This window comes from Spirillospora sp. NPDC047279, from assembly GCF_040643285.1.
Classification (GTDB): domain Bacteria; phylum Actinomycetota; class Actinomycetes; order Streptosporangiales; family Streptosporangiaceae; genus Spirillospora.
On record NZ_JBEYUA010000012.1, the window covers coordinates 237,548 to 259,860 of the forward strand.

At 73.4% G+C, this 22,313-nt stretch carries 24 protein-coding genes and 1 riboswitch; of the genes, 9 read left to right on the top strand and 15 right to left on the bottom strand.

Features of this window, described 5'->3' with window-relative positions:
* Positions 1 to 39 precede the first annotated feature (39 nt).
* From ABZ810_RS29665 to ABZ810_RS29675, 3 genes are read left to right on the top strand one after another with little or no spacing between them, the layout of a single operon-like run.
* Complete coding sequence (locus ABZ810_RS29665; RefSeq protein ID WP_358408945.1) at positions 40 to 831, top strand: LytTR family DNA-binding domain-containing protein; 792 nt, start codon at positions 40 to 42, stop codon at positions 829 to 831.
* Positions 832 to 879: 48 nt separating this feature from the next.
* Positions 880 to 1,257 (top strand): hypothetical protein, encoded by a 378-nt coding sequence (locus tag ABZ810_RS29670; RefSeq protein WP_358408946.1) that lies wholly within the window; start codon positions 880 to 882, stop codon positions 1,255 to 1,257.
* Positions 1,258 to 1,262: 5 nt separating this feature from the next.
* On the top strand, positions 1,263 to 2,969 hold the full coding sequence (locus ABZ810_RS29675; RefSeq protein WP_358409092.1) for a cation acetate symporter: 1,707 nt from the start codon (positions 1,263 to 1,265) through the stop codon (positions 2,967 to 2,969).
* Positions 2,970 to 3,402: 433 nt separating this feature from the next.
* Here the strand turns inward: ABZ810_RS29675 and ABZ810_RS29680 are convergent, their stop codons facing one another.
* Together ABZ810_RS29680 and pknB are read right to left on the bottom strand one after the other, a co-directional pair.
* The gene (locus ABZ810_RS29680) at positions 3,403 to 4,254 is read right to left on the bottom strand and encodes a deoxyribonuclease IV (protein WP_358408948.1); all 852 of its coding nucleotides are present in this window, start codon (positions 4,252 to 4,254) and stop codon (positions 3,403 to 3,405) included.
* Between the two features lie 33 nt (positions 4,255 to 4,287).
* Positions 4,288 to 6,237 (bottom strand): Stk1 family PASTA domain-containing Ser/Thr kinase, encoded by a 1,950-nt coding sequence (gene pknB, locus ABZ810_RS29685; protein ID WP_358408950.1) that lies wholly within the window; start codon positions 6,235 to 6,237, stop codon positions 4,288 to 4,290.
* A gap of 76 nt (positions 6,238 to 6,313) precedes the next feature.
* Between pknB and ABZ810_RS29690 the strand changes: the two genes are divergently transcribed.
* Positions 6,314 to 7,393: a serpin family protein gene (locus ABZ810_RS29690; RefSeq protein WP_358408951.1), complete on the top strand. Its 1,080-nt coding sequence runs from the start codon at positions 6,314 to 6,316 to the stop codon at positions 7,391 to 7,393.
* On the opposite strand, the gene ABZ810_RS29695 is transcribed toward ABZ810_RS29690, so the two are convergent.
* The 4 genes from ABZ810_RS29695 to thiO form a co-directional block, all read right to left on the bottom strand.
* Positions 7,363 to 8,355 (bottom strand): DMT family transporter, encoded by a 993-nt coding sequence (locus ABZ810_RS29695; RefSeq protein ID WP_358408953.1) that lies wholly within the window; start codon positions 8,353 to 8,355, stop codon positions 7,363 to 7,365. The two genes, ABZ810_RS29690 and ABZ810_RS29695, sit on opposite strands and share 31 nt — an antisense overlap.
* A 141-nt stretch (positions 8,356 to 8,496) precedes the next feature.
* The gene (locus ABZ810_RS29700) at positions 8,497 to 9,279 is read right to left on the bottom strand and encodes a thiazole synthase (RefSeq protein WP_358408954.1); all 783 of its coding nucleotides are present in this window, start codon (positions 9,277 to 9,279) and stop codon (positions 8,497 to 8,499) included.
* 1 nt (position 9,280) lies between these two features.
* Entirely contained in the window at positions 9,281 to 9,481 is a 201-nt protein-coding gene (thiS, locus tag ABZ810_RS29705; RefSeq protein WP_358408956.1) for a sulfur carrier protein ThiS, read from the bottom strand.
* Positions 9,478 to 10,635, bottom strand: coding sequence for a glycine oxidase ThiO (thiO, locus tag ABZ810_RS29710; RefSeq protein WP_358408957.1), 1,158 nt, complete (start codon positions 10,633 to 10,635; stop codon positions 9,478 to 9,480). The genes thiS and thiO overlap by 4 nt, the downstream gene beginning before the upstream one ends.
* Positions 10,625 to 10,738, bottom strand: a riboswitch (TPP riboswitch). (Overlaps the previous gene by 11 nt.)
* 86 nt (positions 10,739 to 10,824) lie before the next feature.
* Between thiO and ABZ810_RS29715 the strand changes: the two genes are divergently transcribed.
* From ABZ810_RS29715 to ABZ810_RS29730, 4 genes are all read left to right on the top strand, one after another.
* Entirely contained in the window at positions 10,825 to 12,012 is a 1,188-nt protein-coding gene (locus ABZ810_RS29715; protein WP_358408958.1) for an FAD-dependent oxidoreductase, read from the top strand.
* Positions 12,013 to 12,059: 47 nt separating this feature from the next.
* On the top strand, positions 12,060 to 12,434 hold the full coding sequence (locus tag ABZ810_RS29720) for an Rv2175c family DNA-binding protein (protein WP_358408959.1): 375 nt from the start codon (positions 12,060 to 12,062) through the stop codon (positions 12,432 to 12,434).
* Positions 12,435 to 12,617: 183 nt separating this feature from the next.
* A complete protein-coding gene (gene thiE, locus ABZ810_RS29725) occupies positions 12,618 to 13,295 on the top strand; it encodes a thiamine phosphate synthase (RefSeq protein WP_358408961.1) in 678 nt (225 codons plus the stop codon).
* Between the two features lie 106 nt (positions 13,296 to 13,401).
* Positions 13,402 to 13,566 (top strand): hypothetical protein, encoded by a 165-nt coding sequence (locus ABZ810_RS29730; protein WP_358408962.1) that lies wholly within the window; start codon positions 13,402 to 13,404, stop codon positions 13,564 to 13,566.
* A 15-nt stretch (positions 13,567 to 13,581) separates the two neighbouring features.
* On the opposite strand, the gene ABZ810_RS29735 is transcribed toward ABZ810_RS29730, so the two are convergent.
* The 4 genes from ABZ810_RS29735 to ABZ810_RS29750 form a co-directional block, all read right to left on the bottom strand.
* On the bottom strand, positions 13,582 to 14,538 hold the full coding sequence (locus ABZ810_RS29735) for a serine/threonine-protein kinase (protein WP_358408964.1): 957 nt from the start codon (positions 14,536 to 14,538) through the stop codon (positions 13,582 to 13,584).
* Positions 14,539 to 14,625: 87 nt separating this feature from the next.
* Positions 14,626 to 16,809, bottom strand: a complete 2,184-nt coding sequence (locus ABZ810_RS29740) for a glycoside hydrolase family 3 C-terminal domain-containing protein (RefSeq protein WP_358408965.1) — start codon at positions 16,807 to 16,809, stop codon at positions 14,626 to 14,628.
* Entirely contained in the window at positions 16,806 to 17,348 is a 543-nt protein-coding gene (locus ABZ810_RS29745; RefSeq protein ID WP_358408966.1) for a carboxymuconolactone decarboxylase family protein, read from the bottom strand. The genes ABZ810_RS29740 and ABZ810_RS29745 overlap by 4 nt, the downstream gene beginning before the upstream one ends.
* A 170-nt stretch (positions 17,349 to 17,518) precedes the next feature.
* Entirely contained in the window at positions 17,519 to 18,571 is a 1,053-nt protein-coding gene (locus ABZ810_RS29750; RefSeq protein ID WP_358408967.1) for a polyprenyl synthetase family protein, read from the bottom strand.
* 70 nt (positions 18,572 to 18,641) lie between these two features.
* Between ABZ810_RS29750 and metF the strand changes: the two genes are divergently transcribed.
* On the top strand, positions 18,642 to 19,577 hold the full coding sequence (metF, locus tag ABZ810_RS29755; RefSeq protein ID WP_358408968.1) for a methylenetetrahydrofolate reductase [NAD(P)H]: 936 nt from the start codon (positions 18,642 to 18,644) through the stop codon (positions 19,575 to 19,577).
* On the opposite strand, the gene ABZ810_RS29760 is transcribed toward metF, so the two are convergent.
* The 5 genes from ABZ810_RS29760 to ABZ810_RS29780 are packed head-to-tail and all read right to left on the bottom strand — an operon-like array spanning position 19,514 to position 22,260.
* Entirely contained in the window at positions 19,514 to 20,113 is a 600-nt protein-coding gene (locus ABZ810_RS29760; protein WP_358408969.1) for a GNAT family N-acetyltransferase, read from the bottom strand. The two genes, metF and ABZ810_RS29760, sit on opposite strands and share 64 nt — an antisense overlap.
* A 20-nt stretch (positions 20,114 to 20,133) precedes the next feature.
* Positions 20,134 to 20,466: a hypothetical protein gene (locus ABZ810_RS29765; RefSeq protein ID WP_358408970.1), complete on the bottom strand. Its 333-nt coding sequence runs from the start codon at positions 20,464 to 20,466 to the stop codon at positions 20,134 to 20,136.
* A 36-nt stretch (positions 20,467 to 20,502) separates the two neighbouring features.
* Positions 20,503 to 21,387, bottom strand: coding sequence for a hypothetical protein (locus tag ABZ810_RS29770; protein ID WP_358408972.1), 885 nt, complete (start codon positions 21,385 to 21,387; stop codon positions 20,503 to 20,505).
* 44 nt (positions 21,388 to 21,431) lie between these two features.
* Positions 21,432 to 21,788 (bottom strand): arsenate reductase family protein, encoded by a 357-nt coding sequence (locus tag ABZ810_RS29775; RefSeq protein ID WP_358408973.1) that lies wholly within the window; start codon positions 21,786 to 21,788, stop codon positions 21,432 to 21,434.
* A 4-nt stretch (positions 21,789 to 21,792) separates the two neighbouring features.
* Positions 21,793 to 22,260 (bottom strand): YbaK/EbsC family protein, encoded by a 468-nt coding sequence (locus ABZ810_RS29780; RefSeq protein ID WP_358408974.1) that lies wholly within the window; start codon positions 22,258 to 22,260, stop codon positions 21,793 to 21,795.
* Positions 22,261 to 22,313: the final 53 nt, after the last annotated feature.

A 22,313-nucleotide genomic window follows, 5' to 3' on the forward strand; every position in this document is an offset into this window, starting at 1 on the left:
CGATTGCGGACGGTGAGTAATCACGGCAAGGTCGTCGTTATGCTGCGCGTCCTGGCCGTCGACGACGAGGTCCCCGCACTGGAAGAGCTGGTCTACCTGCTGCGCGAGGATCCGCGGATCGAGCAGGTCAGCGGCGCCGGTGACGCCGCGGCGGCACTGCGCGACCTCAGCCGGATGCTCGTCGCGGGCGAGCGCCTCGACGCGGTCTTCCTCGACATCCGCATGCCCGGCCTCGACGGCCTGGACTTCACCCGGCTGCTCACCGGGTTCGCCGAGCCGCCCGAGGTGGTGTTCGTGACCGCGCACGACGACTGCGCCGTCGCCGCCTACGAGCTCGGCGCGCTCGACTACCTGCTCAAGCCGGTGCGGCCCGAGCGGCTCGCCGAGGCGGTGCGCAGGGTGGACGAGGCGGTGCGCCGGCCGTCCCGGGGCGACGACGACGCGTCCGAGCAGCCCGCCCCCGACGAGATGGTCCCGGTCGAGCTGGCCGGCCGCACCCGCCTGGTCTCCCGCCGCGCGGTGACCTACGTCGAGGCCCAGGGCGACTACGTCCGGCTCCACACCGACGACGGCAGCTACCTCGTCCGCATGCCGCTGGCCGCGCTGGCCCGGCGGTGGGAGGCGGCCGGGTTCATCCGCATCCACCGCAGCACCCTCGTGGCCTCCGCGCACATCAGCGAGCTGCGCTTCGACGGCGGCCGGGCGGCCGTCCAGGTCGGCGCGGAGCTGCTCCCGGTGAGCCGCCGGCACACCCGGGAGGTGCGCGACCTGCTCGTCCGCCGGTTCCGCCACACCGAGATCGACCAGCAGGGGCGGGACGAGGATGACTGACCGGCAGCGGCGCGGCGGGGACGACCGGCCCGCGGGGGCGGGGCGGGGATGACCGACCAGCGCAGGGTCGCGGTGTCGAGCCCGCGCACGCACCGGGCCCGCGCGGACGGCGGCGGCCGCTGGAGCCTCGCGCACGACCTCGACGAGCAGACCGAACTCGGGGCCGTCTACGTGCGCGCCCTGATCCGCGCCCAGCTGCGCACCGCGCTCGCCACGCTGGCGATCGTGGCGTTCGTGGTCATCGGGCTGCCGCTGCTGCTCCTGGCCCTTCCCGTCCTCGCCCGGTCGCGCCTGCACGGCGTCCCCGTGTCGTGGCTGGGCCTGGCGCTCTGCGTCCACCCGATCTGGATCGCCGCCGCCGCCCGGCACCTGCGGCAGGCCGAACGCACCGAACGCGAGTTCGTCGGCCTGGTGGACCGTTCGTGATCGTGATGGCCGTGGCGGCCGCGCTGACCGCCCTGGTCGCGGTGCTCGGCATGGTGGCGGTGCTCGGCTCGTACCGGCGCCGCCGCACCGCCACCACCTCCGACTTCCTCGTCGCCTCGCGCGGCGTCAGCCCGGCGTGGAACGCGTCGGCGATCAGCAGCGAGTACATCTCGGCGGCGGCGTTCCTCGGCACCGCCGGGCTCGTGCTGGCCTACGGCGCCGACATGTTGTGGCTGCCGATCGGCGCCGCCGCCGGATACGTCCTGCTGCTGGCGTTCGTGACCGCGCCGCTGCGGCGGTCCGGCGCGTACACGATCTCCGACTTCGCCGAGTGGCGGCTCGGGTCGCGCGCGGTGCGGCGGATCGTCAGCGCCTGCGTGTGCTTCATCGGCTGGTTCTACCTGCTCCCGCAGTTCCAGGGGGCGGGCGTCACGCTGCGCGTGCTGACCGGCGCGCCGGTGTGGGCCGGCTGGGCCGTCGTGGTCGCGGCCGTGCTGGCCATCGTCCTGGCCGGCGGCATGCGCAGCATCACCGTCGTCCAGGGCGTGCAGTACTGGGTCAAGCTGGTCGCGATCGCCGTGCCCGCCGTCGCGCTGCTGTCGTTGTGGCACCTGGACGGCGCCGACGACCCGACCGGGCCGCGGCTCCCCTCGTTCGAGCGCACCACGACCGTGCGGGTGCAGACCGGGGTGGCGGTCAACGTCACCGGCGTCACGCCCGTCGGCGTCCGCGGGACGCTGGACGGCACCTGGCACGAGAGCGCGGTGGTCTCCCTCGCCCCCGGGCGGCACGTCGTGGGGGACAGGACCGTCCTGGTCTTCCCGGCGGGCGCGCCCGTCCCGCACGCCGAACGCCTGCCCGTGCAGTCCGGTGACACCTGGGCCGTGCCCTTCGGCCGCGACCAGCAACACCCGCTGTTCGCCACCTACTCGGCCCTGCTGGGCGTCCTGCTGGGCACGATGGGACTGCCGCACATCCTCATGCGCTTCTACACCGACCGGTGCGGGCGCGCGGCCCGCCGCACCGCCGCGATGGTCCCGGTGCTCCTGTCGCTCTTCTACGTGTTCCCGGCCCTGTACGGGGCGCTGGGGCGCCTCTACACGCCGGAGCTCCTCATGACGGGCGACACCGACGCCACGATCCTGATGCTTCCGCAGCGCCTCGCGCCGGGCGCCGTCGGGGCCCTCCTCACCGGGCTCGTCGCCGCGGGCGCGTTCGCCGCGTTCATCTCCACCTCCTGCGGGATCGTGGTGGCCATCGGCGGCACGATCTCGCAGGGCTTCCGGCTCGGCGGCGTCCGGGCGTTCCGGCTCGGCGCCCTGGTCGCGCTGGCGGTGCCGCTCCTGCTCGTCTCCCGGGTCGGGCCCCTGGGCGCGGCGGGCCTGGTCACGCTGGCGCTCACGGTCTCCGCGTGCTCGCTGTGCCCGCTGCTGGTCCTCGGCATCTGGTGGCGCCGCCTCACCGCCGCCGGTGCGGGCACCGGCCTGGTCGTCGGGGGAGGGCTCGCGGTGACCGCCGGGGTCGTCTCCATCTTCGGCGGCCCGTGGCCCGGCTGGGCGGAGGTCGTCCTGGCCCGTCCCGCGATCGTCCTCGTCCCGGTCACCGTCGCGGTGATGGTGGGGGTGTCGCTGCTCACGTCCCGCCGGATCCCGCGGCGGGCCGACCGGGCCATGGCCCGCCTGCACCTGCCCGAGGAGATCATCACCCGCTGACGCACCCGCCGGCTCATCCACTGGCTCATCCACTGGCTCATCCGGTGACGGAAAAAAGACTCGGGCGCTACTGAACAACCCCCCGACTGTTCAGTAGCGCCCGAGCCGACCGCCATCGGATCCCACCCCCCCGGTACGGGATCCGACGGCTCTTGATCCGGTGCACGACTGGCGCCCACCGGATCTCCAGTGTCGTTCAGGTCGGGGTCTTCGCAGGTCCGGCGCCTCCCGGCGGCTTTCCCGCCCGCTCCCCCGAAGCGGTAGTAGGAACACTAGAGGTGTCTTGATACCGATCGGGAGCGATGAAACCCCACCCTCGATAAACGGTGTGTAGTCAGCGTTATACGTAGCGTAGCCGTACGACGAGCGGTCGATCCCGGGCGACGAACGGTCGGGCGTCCGGAGCGGGAACGGTCCAGCGTCCGGGCCGCCCTCAGCCCTCGTCGCGCAGGCGCTTCAGGGTGGCGATGTCGTTGCCGTGCGGCTCGGCGCTGCGGCCGGAGGTCTCGATGATGAACGGCACCCCCGCGACCTCCGGGTGGCGGAAGAGCTCGGCGAACGGGCGCTCGCCGATCAGGCCGGCGCCGATGTTCTCGTGCCGGTCCTTGAACGACCCGCACGCGTCCTTGGAGTCGTTGGCGTGGACGAGCCTGAGACGGCCCGAGCCGACCGTCTGGACGAGCAGGTCGATGGTCTTCCTGACGCCCTCCGGCGCGGCCAGGTCGTGCCCGGCGGCGAAGGCGTGGCAGGTGTCGAGGCAGACCCCGAGCTTGGGGTGGGACTCCAGCCGTTCGAAGAACGGCCCGAGCTGGTCGACGGTGGCGCAGAGCATCGCGCCCTGCCCGGCCATCGGCTCCAGCAGCAGGTCCGGCGCGTCGTCGGGCAACTCCTCGAGCAGCGGGAGCACGTGCTCGCGCACCTGCCGCATCGCGTCGTCGAACGGCTGGCTGACCGCCGATCCGGTGTGCACGACGACGCCGCGCGCGCCGATCTCGTGGCCACGGCGGAGGGCGTGCCGGACCGAGGACACCGACTTGTCCAGCGTCTCGGCGCCGGGGGAGCCGAAGTTGACCAGGTAGGGCGCGTGCACGAAGACCGGCAGGCCGGCCTCGCGCATCTTCTCGTCCTCGGCGGCCCTGCCCGCCGCCTGCGCCCACCCGCGCGGGTTGGACACGAACACCTGGACGGTCTCGGCGCCGATCTCGGCGGCGTACTTCAGGCCGCCGGTGGCCAGCCCTCCGGCCACCGGAACATGGCCCCCGACGGGGCTCTCAGGAGAGGTCATAGACGTTCAACCCTAGCCGCGCACCGGGCCTGGTCAGGGTCCCCGGACGAGGGTGATCTCCGAGTCGCGCGGGGCGTCGCCGCTGCTGGGATTCTGGAAGTGCACCTTGTTGCCGCCGACGCCGATCACCTTGACCCGGAAGCCGGAGTTCTCCAGGGCGCGCCGTGCGTCGTTGACGTTCTGGCCGGTCACGTTGGGCACCGGGATGCGCTCGCCGTCGCCGCCGCCCTCGTCGTCGCAGAAGAAGTTGCCGAAGAGGCAGTCCTTCTCGTTGACGACGATGGTGACGGGGTCGTTCCTGGAGACGCCGGTGCCGCCCTGGGGGTTCTGGCTGAGGACGGAGCCTGGCGGCTTGTTCTCGTCCTTCTGCTTCTCGACGGTGACCTCGAGGCCCATCGACCGGAGGGTGTTCTCGGCCTCCTCGCCGTTGCGGCCGACGAGATCGGGCATCGACATCCCGGTGCTGACCACGATGTTGACGGGCTCGTCCGGCGACTGGCGTTCGCCGCCCTGCGGGTCGGTGCGGACGACCTTGTCCTTGGGGACGCTGGTGCTCGACTGCTTCTGGACGTCGCCGGGGGTGAAGCCCCTGCCCTGGAGGGTCTGCCGGGCCTCGTCGAGGGACTTGCCCTCCACGTCCGGCACCTCGCGGGGCGTCCGGCCCTTGGACGGCGTCAGCGTCACGACCGAGCCGCTGGTGAGGCGCGCGCCCGGACCGGGCACGGACTTGGCGACCTGGCCCTTCCTGACCCGGTCGGAGTAGACCGCGCCGGCGACCCTCACCTGGAGGCCGTCGTCCTGGAGTTGCTGCCGGGCGGACGCGAGGTCCATCCCGATGATCTTGTCGGGGACGTGGTCGTACTGGCCGGACACCTGGTACCAGACCGCCCAGCCGAGGATCACCGCCGCCACCGCGCCGATCGCGATGAGCACGTACTTGCCGGTGAGCGCGCCGATCGCGCGGTCGGTGCGGGTCTGCGGGGGGTAGTCGTAGGGGGCCTGCGCGTAGCCGGGCGGCTCGGTCGGGCCCGCGCCGAACACGGACGTGCGCCCGTCGGCGGGCGGCGCCATCGGGCCCGCCTCGAACACGGCCGTGTGGTTGCGGGAGGCGGCCTCGACGCGCTGGTCGAAGTCGCGCGGCAGCCCGCCGTAGACCTCCGCGGCGGCGGCCAGGTACTGGTTGGCGTCCTGCGGGCGGCGCGCCGGGTCGTGCGAGGTGGCGCGGGTGACCAGCAGGTCGATCTCCGGCGTCAGGCCGGGCACCAGCGTGGACGGCGCCGGGACGACCTCGTTGACGTGCTTGTAGGCCACCGCGAGCGGGGAGTCGCCCTCGTGCGGCAGCCGGCCGGTGATCAGCTCGAACATCAGCACGCCGGCGGCGTAGACGTCCGACCGTACGTCGGCGTTGCCCGACAGCACCTGCTCGGGCGCGAGGTAGCCGACCGTGCCGATGATCAGCCCGGTCTTGGTCATCTTGCTCGCGGACTCGGCCCGGGCCAGCCCGAAGTCGGCCACCTTGACCTGGCCGTCATCGGTGATCAGCACGTTCTCGGGCTTGACGTCGCGGTGCACGAGCCCGCCGCGGTGCGCGGCGCCCAGCGCGGCCAGCACCGGCTGCATGATCTCCAGTGCCGCGCGCGGGCCCAGCCGGCCCCGCTCGCTGAGCAGGTCGCGCAGCGTGCGCCCCGGGACGTACTCCATCACCAGGAAGACGTGCTCGCCGTCGGTCCGCTGGTCGTAGACCGCGACCACGTTGGGATGCGAGAGGGCCGCGGCGGCCTTGGCCTCCCCGATGAAGCGCCGGACGAAGTCGTCGTCGGCCGCCAGATGGGAGTGCATCACCTTGAGTGCGATCACCCGGTCGAGCCTGAGGTCGCGGGCCACGTAGACCGTGGCCATGCCTCCCCGGGCGACTCGGGACTCAATGCGGTAGCGCCCGTCGAGCACCTGCCCGACGAGTGGATCAGCAACCGTCGCGTCCATCAGAGCGAGTTTAAAGGTGAATTCATGGTGGTCTCATCAGTCGGGAGTATGAGCATGAATCCCGTACTGTCGCTCCATGGGCTCCCCTCATCACGAGTTCGCGCTCTCGCTGCACGGCGGGCTTCCGGGCGGGGGAAACTTCGTCTGGTCGCCCTACTCCGTCGCCTCGGCGCTCGGCGTGGCGTCGGCGGGCGCGCGCGGTCGGACGTACGAGGAGCTGGCCGCGGCCCTCGCGCCCGGCGGTGACCTGGGAGATCTCGGCCGGGAGTTGGCGCGCGCGGCGCGGCTGGACCACGCCGAGATCGCGGTCGCCAACGATCTGTGGACGCAGTCCGGCCTCGGCTTCCGGGCCGAGTTCCAGAAGGCCGTGCTCGGCTGGCCGGGCGGCGCCCTGCACGACGCCGACCTCGGCGGTGACCCCGAGGGCTCCCGGCGCGAGATCAACCGCCAGGTGGAGGAGACCACCAGGAGCCTGATCAAGGATCTGATCCCGGCCGGCTCGATCACCGCCGAGACGGTGGCGGTCATCGTCAACGCGATCTACCTCAAGGTGGCGTGGCTGCGCCCCTTCGGCCGGAACGCGACCGCGCCGGCCGCCTTCCGCGCGCCGTCGGGGACGCGCCAGGTCCCGACGATGCGGCAGGCCGAGCGCATGGGGCACGCGGCCGGCCACGGCTGGCGGCTGGCGACGCTGGGCACCGGCAGCGAGGTGCTCGTCGACGTCCTGCTGCCCGACGGCGATCTCGCCGAGGCCGAACGGGGCCTGACGGCGGACGTGCTCGGCGCGCTCTACTCGGCCTCGTCGCACGTCAAGCTCGACCTGGCGCTGCCGCGCTTCAGGATCGAGGGGGAGGCCGTCCTCAACGGCGCCCTCCGGGCCTTGGGCGTCGAGGCGGCGTTCGGCCGGGACGCCGACTTCTCCGGCATCACCGCCGACGGCGGCCTCTGGATCGACCAGGCGATCCACAAGGCCGTGCTCGACGTCGACGAGGAGGGCTTCGAGGGGGCGGCGGCGACCGCGCTGGTCATGCGCGCGGTCGCGTTCGTGCCCGAGGACGATCCGGTGCCGTTCGTGGTCGACCGGCCGTTCCTGGTCATCGTCCGGCACGCGGTGACCGGGGCCGTCTACTTCATGGCGCGCGTCGTCGAGCCCTGAGCGGCGCCCCGCGCGGGCTCGGGCCCGTCCGCCGGCCCGTCGGGCTCGATCACGGGGGAGGGGGCGGCGACGGGCTTGCGGCCGCCCCGGGAGACGGCCACGCCCGCGAGGCAGAGCACGCCGCCCGCGAGGGTCAGCCAGCCGGGCACCTCGCCGAGGATCAGCCACGACATCAGCACGACCAGGGCGGGGGCGGCGTAGGTGGTCGCGCCCATCTTGCCCGCGGACGTGCGCGCCAGCGCGTAGGCCCAGGTGGTGAAGGCGAGCGCGGTCGGGAAGACGCCCAGGTAGATCACGTTCAGGGTGGCGCCGGGTGAGGCGTCCGGCAGCTCGGAGACCAGCTGCCCCGCGAACGGCAGGCAGGCGACCGTGCCGATGACACAACCCCAGGTGGTGACCTGGAGCGCGGAGCCGTGGCGCAGCGCGGGCTTCTGGCTCACCACGCCCGCCGCGTAGGTGACGGCGGCCAGCAGGCACAGCAGGACGCCGAGCAGCGACGAGCGGCCGCCGTCCGACATCGAGACGCCGACGACGGCGGCCCCGGCGAACGAGACGGCCATCCCGGCCATCAGCCGGGGCGGGAAGCCCTCCTTGAGCAGCCAGCCGCCCAGCAGCGCGATGAGGATGGGCCCGACGTTGACCAGGAGGGCCGCGGTGCCCGCGTCCACCTCCTGCTCGCCCCAGTTGAGCACGACCATGTAGAGGCCGAACCACAGCAGCCCGGACGCCAGGATCCCGGGCCAGGCGGCGCGCGGCGGCAGGCCCTCGCGGCGGACCAGGCAGATCAGCCCGAGCGTGATCGACCCGGCGAGCAGCCGGCCGAGCGCCAGGGCGCCGGGGCTGTACTCCTTGCCGGCGCTCCTGATGGCGACGAACGCCGACGCCCACAACACGACCGTGACGGCCGCTGCGAGGACGGCCAGCCTCTCCTGGCGGGACGAGGCCGCCTTCGCTTGATCCATGCGCTGCACCTTAGGCCGGGGACGTTTCGAGGAACACCGAATAAACGCTGCTGGTTGCGGTGTCGGTGGTCCCAGTTTTGGCCCGTGCGACCGTTGAGGTCCAGTGATTGTTTCTAGAGGCCACTCATTAGAACGGCTTAATCATGAGCCGCTCATGCCCTCGAACGGAGACGAGGCCTGCGCGTAGCGGCGCTTGGGGATGCGGCCCGCCTGCCGGGCCAGATGCCCCGCCTCGACCGCGTGCCGCATGGCGGCGGCCATCAGGGCGGGCGACTGCGCCCGGGTCACGGCGGTCGCGAGCAGCACCGCGTCGCAGCCGAGCTCCATCGCCAGCGCGGCGTCGCTGGCCGTGCCGAGTCCCGCGTCCAGGATGATCGGCACGTTCGCGCGTTCGACGATCAGCTCGATGTTGTGCGGGTTGCGGATGCCCAGGCCCGAGCCGATCGGCGAGCCGAGGGGCATCACCGCGGCGCAGCCGAGCTGCTCCAGCCGCCGGGCCAGCACCGGGTCGTCGTTGGTGTAGGCCATGACGGTGAAGCCGTCGTCGACGAGCTGCTCGGCGGCGTCGACCAGCTCGATCGGGTCCGGCAGCAGCGTGTGCTCGTCGGCGATGACCTCCAGCTTGACCAGATCGGTCTCCAGGGCCTCGCGTGCCAGCTTGGCGGTCAGCACGGCCTCGCCCGCCGTGAAGCAGCCGGCGGTGTTGGGCAGCACCTCGATGCCGCACTCGCGCAGCACGTCCAGCACCGACCCGCGCGCCGCCGGGTCGACCCGGCGCATCGCGACCGTCGTCAGCCGCGTGCCGGACGCGACGAGCGCCTCGCGCAGCACGTGCATGCTCGGCGCGCCGCCGGTGCCCATGATCAGCCGCGAGTCGTACTCGCGGCCCCCGACGGCCAGCCGCCCGGTGTCTCGCCCTTCCACGTCAACCTCCCTGCACGGCGGTCAGCACCTCGAGCCGATCCGCCTCGCGTACCGTCGTCGCGTCCCACTCGGACCGCCGGACGACCTCGTCGTTGAGCGCCGCCGCCACGCCGGACGCGGCCGTGGTGACGGTGGCGACCACCGCCGCGACGCTCGTGCCGTCGGGCAGGTCGCGTTCCTCGCCGTTGACGAACACCCTCACGAGGCTCCCCCCACTCTCGTCTTCGGCCCGTTCGCCCCGGCGGCGTCGAACCGGCCGGGCGCGAACGGCCTTCCGACCTCGGGCACGGTGCCGTCCAGCAGCACCTCGGTCAGCACGTCGGCGCTGACCGGGGCGAGCAGGATCCCGTTGCGGAAGTGCCCGGTGCCGAGGAAGAACCCCGGCAGCGCGGTCGGGCCCATCACCGGCGCGTTGTCCGGCGACCCCGGCCGCAGGCCCGCCGAGACCTCGGTGAACTCCAGCTCGGTGACGCCGGGCAGCAGCTCGCGCGCGTCGCGGAGCAGCTCCCACACGCCTCCGGCGGTGACGCGGGTGTCGAACCCCAGCTCCTCCTGGGTGGCGCCGATCACGATCTCCCCGTCCGCGCGCGGCACGAGGTAGACCGACGATCCCCTGACCAGCCCGCGGGTGGCCCGCCGGAGGAACGGAACGCGCGTGCGGAGCCGGATGACCTGGCCCTTCACCGGCCGGACGGGCGGCACGACGCCGGGCGGCAGCCCCTCGACGTCGCCCGACCACGGACCGGCGGCCAGCAGCACCTTCGCGGCCCGGATCTCCGAGCCGTCGTCCAGCCGCACCCCCGCCGCCGCGTCGTTCTCGACGATCACGGCGGCCGCGCGGCGCCGGACGAGCCGTACGCCCAGCCTCCCGGCCGCGGCGAGCAGGGCGGGGGCGAGCCTGCGCGGGTCGACGGAACCGTCCTCGGGGGCCAGCAGGCCGCCGCGCACGCCCGGCGCCAGCATCGGTTCGGCCTTGCGGCACTCGCGGCCGGTGAGCGCCTCCACGCGGATGCCCAGCGACTCCTGGAAGCGGCGCAGGTCGTCGAGATAGCCGAGGTCGTCGGAGTCGAACGCGACCTCCAGGATGCCGTCGCCGCGGTAGCCGGTGTCGTGGCCGGTCAGCTCCTCGAGCTCGGCGATGAACGCGCCGTAGCGCTCGCGGGACGCCAGGCCGAGGCGCAGCAGCGGCTCCTCGCCGTAGGTGAGCTCGCTCACCGGGGTCAGCATCCCGGCGGCGACGGACGAGGCGCCGCTCGCCGGCTCGGGATCGACCAGCGTGACGGCGGCCCCGCGGGCGGCGGCCCGCCAGGCGGTGGCCAGGCCGATGACGCCGGCGCCAATGATCACAATGTCCATCCGGGCTCCCTTCGCCGGCATGATCCGGATCAGGTCGTGGCGGTCGGCCCCCCGATCAGGGGCCCTCTCAGCCCGGTCGCACCGGACTCCCGCGTTCGTGCACCTCCACCCTACGTCCGTCTGAATGTGCGCATATGTCTGGACACCCGTCTAGTTCTGCCGCGGACGGCCCGACTAAGGTTCACCTTCATGGACAGGGTCATCGTCGTGGGCGGCGGGCTGGCGGGCGTGCGGTCCGTCGAGGCACTTCGGAGCAAGGGGTACGAGGGCGGGCTCACGCTCGTCTCGGCCGAACGGCACAGACCGTACGACCGGCCGCCGCTGTCGAAGGCGGTGCTCGCCGGCGACAGCGACGACACCACGGTCGACGCCGACTGGGACGGGCTGCGCTGCGAGCTGCTGCTCGGCGAGCGCGCGACCGGGCTGAGCCCGGCCGACGGCGGCGGCGGGACGCTCTCCACCACGGCCGGCGACCTGCCGTTCGACGGGCTGGTGATCGCCACCGGCGCGACGCCCGTCACGCTGCCGGGAGACGGCCCGCAACATGTGCTGCGCACCGTCGACGACGCGCGGCGGCTGCGCGAGGGGCTGACCGAGGGCGCCCGCGTCGTCATCGTCGGCGCGGGTTGGATCGGCGCCGAGGTCGCCACCACCGCCGCCAAGAAGGGCTGCGCCGTCACGGTGGTGGAGGCCGCGGACACGCCGCTGGCCAACGCGATCGGGCCCGAGGTGGGCGCCCTGACCGCGCGCTGGTACGCCGAGGCGGGCATCGAGCTCCGCACCGGCGTCAAGGTCGCCGCGATCGAGCACGGCCGCCTGGCCCTGGCCGGCGGCGACCACCTCGAGGCCGACGAGATCGTCGTGGGCGTCGGCGTCCGGCCCGAGATCGGCTGGCTGGAGGGCTCCGGGCTGGAGATCGAGCGCGGCGTCGTCACCGACTCCTCGCTGCGCACCGGCCGGCCCGGCATCGTCGCGGTGGGCGACTGCGCGGCCTGGTGGTCGGAGCGGTACGGGCGCCGGCTGCTCGTCGAGCACTGGGACACCGCGCTCAACGCCCCCGAGGTGGCCGCCGCGTCCCTGCTCGGGCGCCAGGAGACCTACGACGCCGTTCCTTACTTCTGGTCCGAGCAGTTCGGGAAGATGGTGCAGTACGCGGGGCATCACCCGGTCGCCGAACGCATGATCCACCGGGGCGATCCGGCGGGGGACAAGTGGGCCGTCTGCTGGCTCACCGGCGACCGGCTGGACGCGGTCCTGACCGTCGACAGGCCCCGTGACCTGGTGCAGTCCCGCCGGGTGATCACCGCGGGCACCCCGGTCGACCCGGCGGCCCTCGCCGACCCCGAGGTGCCCGTGCGGCAGGCGGTGCGAACCTGAGGGTTTGACGGATCGGCGCGCGTGGTAGGCAGGGTGACGTGACGCAGATGCACGCGACTGTCGACAACGATCTTGACCCGCGCACCGATGGCCTGGTCGGGGAGTGGCTCTCCCTCAACGAGGCGACCGAACGCCTCGGCATCAGGCTCAACCGCACCAAGCAGCTCCTCAGTGAACGCAAGCTCCTGGCCGTGCGCCGGGAGGGCCGGCCCGCGGTGCCGGCCGCGTTCATCAAGGACGGCCAGGTCATCAAGGGCCTGCCCGGCACGCTCACCCTGCTGTCGGACGCCGGCTTCGGCGACGTCGAGACCCTGCGGTGGTTGTTCACGCCGGACGACACGCTGCCGGGGACGCCGGCCGAGGCGCTCGCCGAAAACCGGGGCACCGAGGTGCGCAGGCGAGCGCAGGCGCTCGCGTTCTGACGGCCGCCCTCCCGGGCCGCCTCACACAACCCCATACCGCCCAGATCTGGAAGAAGCCTGACGTGACAGGATTGCGGGGTCACGCGGATGTCGCCGCGTGGCCCCGCGCCCATGTCCATGGGCATGTCCGCGCACCTGTGACTCACGCTCACGTTCACGCCTGAGAAAGGAACCGGCCCCCACGTGTCCAGGCACCTGCTCACCGACCGCGCCGTCAGCCTGCAGGCGCGGCTCGGCCGCGCGCGCCTCTACCTCTGCACGGACGCCAGGGAGCGGCAGGGCGACCTGCCGGAGTTCCTCGACGCCGTCCTGGCCGGCGGTGTCGACATCGTCCAGCTCCGCCAGAAGGGGCTGGAGGCGCGCCAGGAGATCGAGCACCTGGAGGCCTTCCGGGCCGCGTGCGACCGCCACGGCGCCCTGCTGGCGGTCAACGACCGCGCCGACATCGCGCACGCCGTGCACGCCGACGTCCTGCACCTGGGCCAGGACGACCTGCCGGTCCCGGCGGCCCGAGCCATCGTCGGCGAGGACATCCTGATCGGCCGGTCCACGCACTCCGGCGAGCAGGCCGCGGCGGCCGCCGCGGAGCCCGGCGTCGACTACTTCTGCGCGGGCCCCGTCTGGCCGACGCCGACCAAGCCCGGCCGCGCGGCCCCCGGGCCCAAGCTGCTGGAGTACGTGGCGTCGCAGCGCGAGGGGCGCCCCTGGTTCGCCATCGGCGGCATCGACCACGGCAACCTCGACGAGGTGCTCGCCGCCGGAGCCCGCCGGATCGTGGTCGTCCGCGCCCTCACCGAGGCCGCCGACCCGCGCGCCGCCGCGGCCGAGCTGTCCCGCCGGCTGCCTCAACCGCCCGACTGACCTGCGTCCGGGCCGCGCTCGGGCCGCCCTCGGGGGTGGCGCCGTTCACCGTTCCTTAGGGCGGGGTTCGCTCAAAGGAGGCCGGGGCATGCCCGACAATGGATCCATGAGCATGGGACCCGACGACGACCGGCCGGTCGACCTGACCGACGACGAGATGGAGATCCTGCCGGACCAGACGTCGGACGACACCGACACCGGATGGGGCGAGTGGCGCGGCGGCGGCAGCGACGACGACCGCCTGCTGGAGGAGCGCCCGCCGCACTGGTGAGCCCGGGCTCGGTCCTCAGAGGAGGCCGATGAGGAATCCGGCCGCCATGACGGCCGCCAGCGCCACCATCATCCGCCAGCGATAGGCGGGGATGCGCCGCGGCCTGGCCTTGGGGCGCGGCGGCTCGTCGTCCCGCAGCGCCCGGATGATCTGGCGCGCGGTGGGCCGCGCCGCCGGGTTCTTGTCCAGGCAGCGGGCGACCAGGTCGCGCAGCGGCCCCTCCAGCTCGCCCAGGTCGGGCCTGCGGGTGGTGACGCGGCGCATGACGGCCGCGCTGGGGCCGGTGCCGAACGGCGGCCGGCCGGTGGCGGCGAAGACCATCGTGGCGCCCCACGCGAAGACGTCGGCGGGCGGGCCGACCGGCTCGTCCTCGATCTGCTCGGGCGCCATGTAGGCCGGGGTGCCGACCGGCCCGGTGGTGATCGGCGTGGCGTCCGCCATCCGGGCCACCCCGAAGTCGATCACCTTCGCGCCGTCCGGCCCGAGCAGCACGTTGCCGGGCTTGAAGTCGCGGTGCACCACGCCCGCCTTGTGGATCGAGGCCAGCGCGCTCGCGGTGCGCAGGGCCATGCGCTGGAGGGGGCCGTCGTGCAGCGGGCCGTCCTCCTCGATGACGTGCTGGAGCGAGGGGCCCTCGACGAACTCGCTGACGATGTACGGGCGGTCGCCGGTGACGTCGGCGTCCAGCACGCGGGCGGTGTGCCGGCCCGCGACCTGGAGCGCGGCGTCGGCCTCCTTGACGAAGCGGGCGCGCGCCCGCTGCCCGGCGGCGGTGCCGCCGCGCAGCAGCTTGACCGTCACCAGGTCGTCGGCGCCGTCGGCGCGGCCGAGGTAGACCACGCCCTGGCCGCCTTCGCCGAGGCGGCCTATCAGCTCGTAGCGCCCTACCTGGCGCGGATCGTCCGGGCCCAGTGGCCGGCCGTGCGAGGAGGAACGCGGAAGCGTCCTCCCATTAAGGGACTTGTGCGGCACTGGGGGCTCCGGGTCGGCGGGGTCGACATGGATTGCCTTATTTGTACCGTGTGCGGAGGGTGAACGGCAGGGGATCCAGGATCTTGCCTAGCAGGACGCTCCTCCCTGGCCGAATCCGCCGGTCAGCGCGATGTCGCGGGACGACGCCCCGACCATGACCCGGTAACAGCCCGGAGCGACCTTCCAGCCGTTCGCCGACTCGTTCCAGTAGGCGAGCGAGCGCGCGGTGAGCGGGAAGGTGACCCGGGTGCTCTGCCCCGGCGCCAGCGTGACCTTGCGGAACCCCTTCAGCTGGCGGGGCGGCTGCGGCACGTCCACGCCCGCCGAGGGCAGCCCCAGGTAGAGCTGCGGCACGGCGTGGCCGGCCCGCGAGCCGGTGTTGGTCACGGTGACCTGCACCGCGTTCGGGCTCACCGCCAGGTCGCTGTAGCGGAAGCTGGTGTACGAGAGGCCGTGGCCGAACGGGAAGCGCGGCGCGATGCCCCTGGCGTCGTAATGCCGGTAGCCCACGAAGACGCCCTCGGAGAACGTCACGGTGCCGTCCTGCCCGGGGAACTGCGCCGGGTTGGCCGCCGTGGGCGCGTCGGCCTCCCGGGCGGGGAAGCTCACCGGGAGCCGCCCGCCGGGGTCCACGTCGCCGAACAGCACCCGGGCGATCGCGTTGCCGCCCTGCTGCCCGGGATACCAGGCCTCGACGATGCCCTTGACCTGGTCGGCCCACGGCGCCGTCACCGGCCCGCCGGTCTCCAGCACCACGATGGTGTTGGGGTTGGCGCGGGCGACCTCGGAGATCAGCGCGTCGTGGTCGCGGGCGAACAGCCCGCTGCAGGTCAGCGTCAGGCACGACTTGTCGAAGAACTCGCCCTGCCCGTCGGCGGCGAAGACGATCGCGACCTCGGCCTCCCCGGCCGCCCGCGCGGCCCGGCCGCGGTCGCCGCCGTCGTGGTAGGTGACCTTGGTGCCGGCGCCCGCGCGCCGGGTGATGCCCTGCCGCGGCGAGACGACGGAGAACGGCTGCACCTGCGCCGAGCCGAAGCCGCTCGGCACCTCCTCGGCGCTCTTGCCGATCAGCGCGACCGACTTCGGCGCCCGGAGCGGGAGCGCGCCGCCGGAGTTCTTGAGCAGGGTGATCCCGGCCTCGGCGATCTCCCGGGCGGCGGTCTCGCTCGCGGTCCGGTCGATCCGGGTGAGGTCGTTGGCGTACGCGGCGCGGTCGAAGACCCCGAACGCGAACATCGTGCGGAGGACGTTGCGGGCCGCGCCGTCGATCGTGGCCTGCGTGACCTTCTGCTGGCTCATCGCCTGCTTGAGCCGCCAGGCGTTGAACTGCAGCCCGATCGGCATCTCCAGGTCGAGGCCGCCGTTGGCCGCGCTGGCCGCGTCGTGCGCCGCCGTGTGGTCGGAGGGCACGAAGCCCGTGAAGCCCCACTCGTCCCGCAGGATCTTGTTGAGGACGCCGCCGTCCTCGCACGACCAGCGCCCGTTCAGCTGCCCGAACCCGCACATGACGGTGCCGGCCCTGCCGTCCTTCACCGCGGCCTCGAAGGGCGGCAGGTAGATCTCGCGGAGCGTGCGCGGCGCGACCTTCATGTTGAGGCGGAGCCGGTTGGTCTCCTGCGTGTAGACGGCCAGGTGCTTGACCGAGGCGGCCACGCCCTGGCTCTGCGCACCGCGCACCCAGGCGGCGCCGGTGGCCGAGGACAGGAACGGGTCCTCGCCGAACGCCTCGAACGTGCGGCCGTTCCACGGGGTGCGCAGCACGTCCACGGTCGGGCCGAAGATCACGTCGTTGCCGCGGTGCCGGGCCTCCCAGCCGACGGTCGCCCCGTACCGCTGCGCGATGGCCTGGTCGAACCCGGCGGCGAGCGAGATCGGCGCGGGCAGCTGGGTGGCCCTGCCCTGCCGTACGCCGGCGGGCCCGTCGGCCATGTAGAGCGGCGGGACGCCGAGCCGGTCGATCCCGGCGTTGGTGTCGGCGTGCGCGTTCTCGGTGAACCCGCCGAGCGGGCCGCCGAGCGGGTCGTCGGTCGCCAGCAGCGCGATCCGCTCGTCCACCGAGAGCGCGGCCAGCAGCAGCCCGGCCCGCCGGTCGGCGGTCAGCGAGGTGTCGCACCACGGCCGCTGGACGGGGTCGCCGCAGCGCCCGGCGGCCTGCGCACTCTGCGCCGGCCGCACCGCCCGGGCGGACGGCGCGGGCACGGCCAGCAGCGCGAGAACGGCGGCCAGCGCCCCGGCGCCGGCCGTCCAGCGCCACCTGGCTGGGGAGGTCACGTCTCCTCCTCGGGCTGGACGTTCAGGGCGTTCAGGGCGAAGGCCACCATGTGGTAGTGGCCGATGAGGATCACCAGTTCGATCAGCTCGCGCTCGTCGTACCGCCCGGCGAGCTCGGCCCAGGTGGCGCCGGTCACCGTGCCCTCGGCGTGCAGCTCGTCGGCGGCGGCCAGCACCATGCGGTCCTCGGGGCTCCAGCCGTGGCCGTCCAGGTCGAGGCGCAGCGCGGCGATCTCCGCCTCGGTCAGGCCCGCCTCCAGGCCGATCCGGTGGTGGTGGTGCCACTCGTACGCGCAGGAACGGTGGTGGGCCGTGCGCAGGATGGCGAGCTCGCGGTCGCGCGCGCCGAGCGTGCCCTTCATGAGCAGCATGGACCCGAACCCGATCCACGACTCGAACAGCGCGGGATGGCGGCCGAGCGTGGTGAAGATGTTGAGCGGCCCGGTGGTGTCGGCCACGACCTTCAGGAGGTCGCCCCATTCGTCGCGGGGGAGCGGGGCGATGCGCGGTGTCCGGCCATCGGGCTGTTCGGGAGGCATGGCGATATTTCTGCCACCAAACGGTGTCACAGTGCTACCCCGGCAGCCCTAAGTGGCCACATCGTGTCAAATTCGTCACACAGGTAAACCAGGGCGCCGGCCGGACCGCCGCCGACGTGCCCGAACGCGCGTGCCCGAACGTGCGTGCCGAACGTGCCGGGGCGGCCGCGTCAGACGCGCCGGGCGGTGGCGGCGATCATGAGCTCGCCCAGCGCGCCCCGCGCCTCCTCGGTGAGCGGGGCGCCCTCCAGCGCCGCGCCCGACTCGGCCGCGTACCGGTCGATCATGGCTTCGCAGGCCGCCAGGCCGCCGGTCTCCTCGATGATCGTGCGCAGCGCGGTCACGCCCGCCTCGTCCAGCCCCGGATCTCCCAGATAGGTGCGCATCATCGCGGCCTGCGCCGCGTCGGCCCGCTCCAGCGTGAGGGCGACCAGCACGGTGCGCTTGCCCTCGCGCAGGTCGTCCCCGGCGGGCTTGCCGGTCTCGGCCGGATCGCCGAACACCCCGAGCACGTCGTCGCGGAGCTGGAACGCGACGCCCAGCGGCAGCCCGTACGCGCTCAGCGCCCCGGTGACCTCGAGCGGCGCGCCGGCCAGGGCCGCCCCCAGGTGCAGCGGCCGTTCGATCGTGTACTTGGCGCTCTTGTACTCCACCACCCGCAGCGCCGTGTCCACCGTGCCGGTGTCGCGGGTGCCCTCCAGCATGTCCAGGTACTGGCCGGCCATCACCTCGGTCCGCATGAGGTCGTAGACCGCGCGGCCCCGGGCCAGCCGGTCCGGCTCCAGGCCGCTCGACTCGAACATCTCGCCCGACCAGGCCAGGCACAGGTCGCCGAGCAGGATCGCCGCGCCCTCGCCGAACTGCGCCGCGGCGCCGGGACGGCCCTGCTCGCGGTGCATCGCCTCGAACCGGCGGTGCACCGACGGCTGTCCCCGGCGGGTGTCGCTGGCGTCCATCACGTCGTCGTGGATCAGCGCGCTGGCCTGGAGCAGCTCCAGCGAGGCCGCCGCCGTGACCAGCTCCGGCCGCGCACCGCCGCCCGCACCGTGCCAGGCCCAGTAGCAGAAGGCGGGCCGCAGCCGCTTGCCCCCGGCCAGCAGGCCGTCCAGTGTCGCCAGCATGGGCGCCAGTTCGTCGCTGATGCCCAGCAGGGCGGGGCGCTGACGGTCGACGAAGGCCACCAGCGCCTCGTCGACCTCCTTGCGGATGAGCCGGGTGGACATGAACGTGATCGTATCGATCCGGACATGCCGGAGACGCCAGGGGTTCTCGGGCCTCCATTAGGCTAGGGGGATGCGACGCGCACGCCCCGACCGGGCGCCCACCATCCGCGAGCTGCTCGCGGCGGGCGGCCGGTCCTTCTCGTTCGAGTTCTTCCCGCCCAAGACGGAGAAGGGCGCCCGGACGCTCTGGCGCACGATCCGCGAGCTCGAGTCCCTCAACCCCACGTTCGTCTCGGTGACCTACGGGGCGGGTGGCGGCACCCGCGACAAGACCGTCGACATCGTCGAGCGCATCGCCACCGACACCACCCTGACCCCGGTCGCGCACTTCACCGCGGTCGACCACTCCCAGGCCGAGCTGCGCCACCTGATCGGGCGGTTCGCGTCCGTCGGCGTGCGCAACATCCTGGCGCTGCGCGGCGACCCGCCGGGCGACCCGATGGGGGAGTGGATCAAGCATCCGGACGGCGTGGAGTACGCGGCCGACCTCGTCCAGATGATCCGCTCCTACGGCGACTTCTGCGTGGGCGTCGCCGCGTTCCCCTACAAGCACCCGCGGTCGCGCGACATCGAGAGCGACACCCGCTACTTCGTGGAGAAGTGCCGGGCGGGCGCCGACTACGCGATCACCCAGATGTTCTTCCGCGCCGACGACTACTTCCGGCTGCGCGACCGGGCCGCGGCGGCCGGCTGCGACGTGCCGATCCTGCCCGGCATCATGCCGGTGACGCAGATGAGCACGATCGAGCGGTCCGAGCAGCTGTCGGGCGCGCCGTTCCCGGCCGAGGTGCGGGCACGCTTCGAGGCCGTCGCCGACGACCCCGAGGCGGTGCGGCGGCTGGGCATCGAGCACGCCGCCGAGTTGTGCCGCGAGCTGCTCGAGCAGGACGCCCCCGGCATCCACTTCATCACGTTCAACAAGTCGACGGCGACCCGCGAGGTCTACGGGCTGCTGGACGCGGCGGCGTACGGCGCCAGCGGGAACGCCGCGCCCATCACCGCGTAACGCGGCCCGCCCCCGGGGAACTCGAAGTCGGTGAGCAGATCGATCATGCCCACCGACCGGTAGAGGCGGCGGGCCGGCGAGTCCGGCCTGAGGTCGAGCGTCGAGAGCACCACCGTGCGTTCCCGGCGTCCCGCGCACAGCGAGGTCAGCAGGGCCCGGCCGAGGCCGCGGCCCTGGTGGTCGGGATGGACGTGCAGCTCGGCGACCTCGAACGGGTCGTCGAGCCACTCCGCGGCGTGCTCGGGCCCGCCCCGCTCGGTCAGCGCGTGGTGGACGACGTCGTGCCACCACTGGCCGCCGGCGCCGTGGAAGCCGTAGGCGAAGCCGGCGACGGTCACCGGCGAGAGGAACGAGCCGCGGCCCTCGCCCACGAAGGCCCGGAACCCGGGGTACGCGGCGTGCCGCTCCATGATCGTGTGGCGGCCGGGCAACTGCTCGAACGGGGGCCGCATCGCGGCGGCGTAGACGTCCAGGATGGCGTTGAGACGGCGCCGGAAGCCCCGCTCGTCGATCTCACGCAGCTTCGGCTCCCTCACGGATCAGAGAGTAAACCTGATCACGCGCGCGTGATGACGCGCTGGGTCGCCGACAGCCGGTCGTACATGTCCCAGAGGATACGATCGGCCGCCTTCTGCAGGTCGCCACGCCGTGCGTCCAGCTGCCCGCCCCACTCGCGCGACTCCGGGCCCAGCCAGGCGTCGGTGCCGCGCAGCGTCTTCAACGCCGGGTCGAGCGCCTTGCGCAGCTGCCCGATGCTGCCGTACGCGGCGGCGTAGGCCTGGTAGAGCTCCCGGTAGACCGGGTTGGGCTTCTCGGTGGGCGGCAGCGACATCGCGGACGTGTCGTCCAGCGGTGGCGGGAGGCTGCCGGGGGGCGGGGGGACGGACATCAGGTCCTTACAGCTCGGGTCGTCGCGGCTCGGTCGTCACAGTGCCGCCGCCCGGGTGCCGGGCCGCAGGCCGAGACCGGCCAGCGCCTCCCGGGTCTTCCTGGTCATGTCGGCGCCGGTGAGCACCTGCACGACGACCGGGCGCACGCCGGTGCGGTCGGCCTCGGCGAGCAATGCCCGCAGCCACTTGACGTCCATCGACAGGTGGTGGCTCGCCACGCCGATCGACTCACGGATCGCCGCCAGTCTGGCCTGGTCGCCCTCCGCGGCCCTGACCAGCTCGGCGATCCCGGCCGGGCCGAGCCGGTCGTACAACTTCTCGGTGTAGTCGGGGTCGTCGGCGTTGGCCTTGAGGTGCTTCCACACCGGGTCGGGGACGGGCTTGCGGTCCTGGACGGCGGCGACCACGGCGAGCGCGTCGGTCTTGGCCGCCTTGAGCGCCGCCTGCCGGGTGGGGAACTCGCCCAGATCGCCGGCGCCGCGCGGGGTGGTGCCCCGGTCCGAGGGCGCCTTGGACGTCGGTGGCTTGGACGTCGGTGGCTTGGAGGTCGGAGGCTTGGCGGGCGGCGGCGCGGGCGTGCCGCCGCCGCTGCGGGGCGTCCCCGGGTCGGGCGTGCCGGACTCCGGCGCGGGCGCCGCCGGGGGAGCGTCCACCCCGCCGCCCCGGTCCGGATGCGTGATCGCGAAGTTGTAGCGGCGGGAGAGCATGCCCAGCTGGTCGGCGGCCCACCGCGCGACCTGGTCGGCCTGGCGGTGCCCGGTGGCCGGGACGCCCGCCGGCGGGCGGTGGGAGCTGAGCCAGCTCTTGATCGCGTTGTCGGCGTCCTTGACCTGCCTGATGAGCTGGTTGAGCGCCGCGGGATCGATCCCCCGGAAATCCGAGTGGCGGGCACCCGGGCCGGTGCGCATCTCCGCTGACATCGCCCCTCCCTACCAGCGTATGGTTCCCCAGAATCACACCCGCGTCACGCGCTGTCGAGTGCCTTGCGCACCGACTCGGGGTCGCGCGCCACGACCGCCACCGCGTCCGTCAGGACGATCGGCCGCTGGATGAGCGCCGGGTGGGCGACCATGAGCTCGATCCACCGCGCGCGGTCGTGCTCGAGGTCCTTCAGGCCCAGCTCCTTGGCGACCGGCTCGGCCAGCCTCGCCACCTCCCACGGCTCCGCCCCGATCCGCGTCAGGACGGCGTCGAGCTCCTCGGCCGTCGGCGGCTCGTCCAGGTAGCGGCGCTCGACGTACTCGACGCCCGCCTCGTCCAGCGCGGCCTTGGCGGTGCGGCTCTTCGAGCAGCGCGGGTTGTGCCAGATCTCGGTGCTCACGTGGTCAGTCTCCCACTTCCGCGGGGTCGCCCCCGGTGATGCGCAGCAGTTCGTCGAAGGTGGTCGGGAAGACCGTGTGCGGATGCCCGCCGGCCGCCCACACCTGGTCGTGCTTCTGCAGCCAGACGTCCACGAGGGTACGGACCGGCACCGGGTGGCCCACCGGCGCGACGCCCCCGATCGGCTGCCCGGTCGCCTCCCGGACGAACTCCGGGGTCGCCCGCTTGACCTTCTCCGCGCCCACCAGCGCCGCCACCCGGCCCGTGTCGACCCGGTGGGCGCCGCTGGTGAGCACCAGCAGCGGCGCCCCGTCCGCGTTGAAGATCAGGCTGTTGGCGATCGCGCCGATCTCACAGCCCAGCTGGTCGGCGGCCGCCTGGGCGGTGGGGGCGGACTCGGGGAGCTCGACGATCTCGCCCGCCGCGCCGCTCGCGCGCAGGGCCGAGGTCACCCGTTCGGTGTTGGGATGCATGGCCAGAACCCTAAGGTGTGCAGACCCGGCGGAAGGCCGGTGAACCCGCCGGC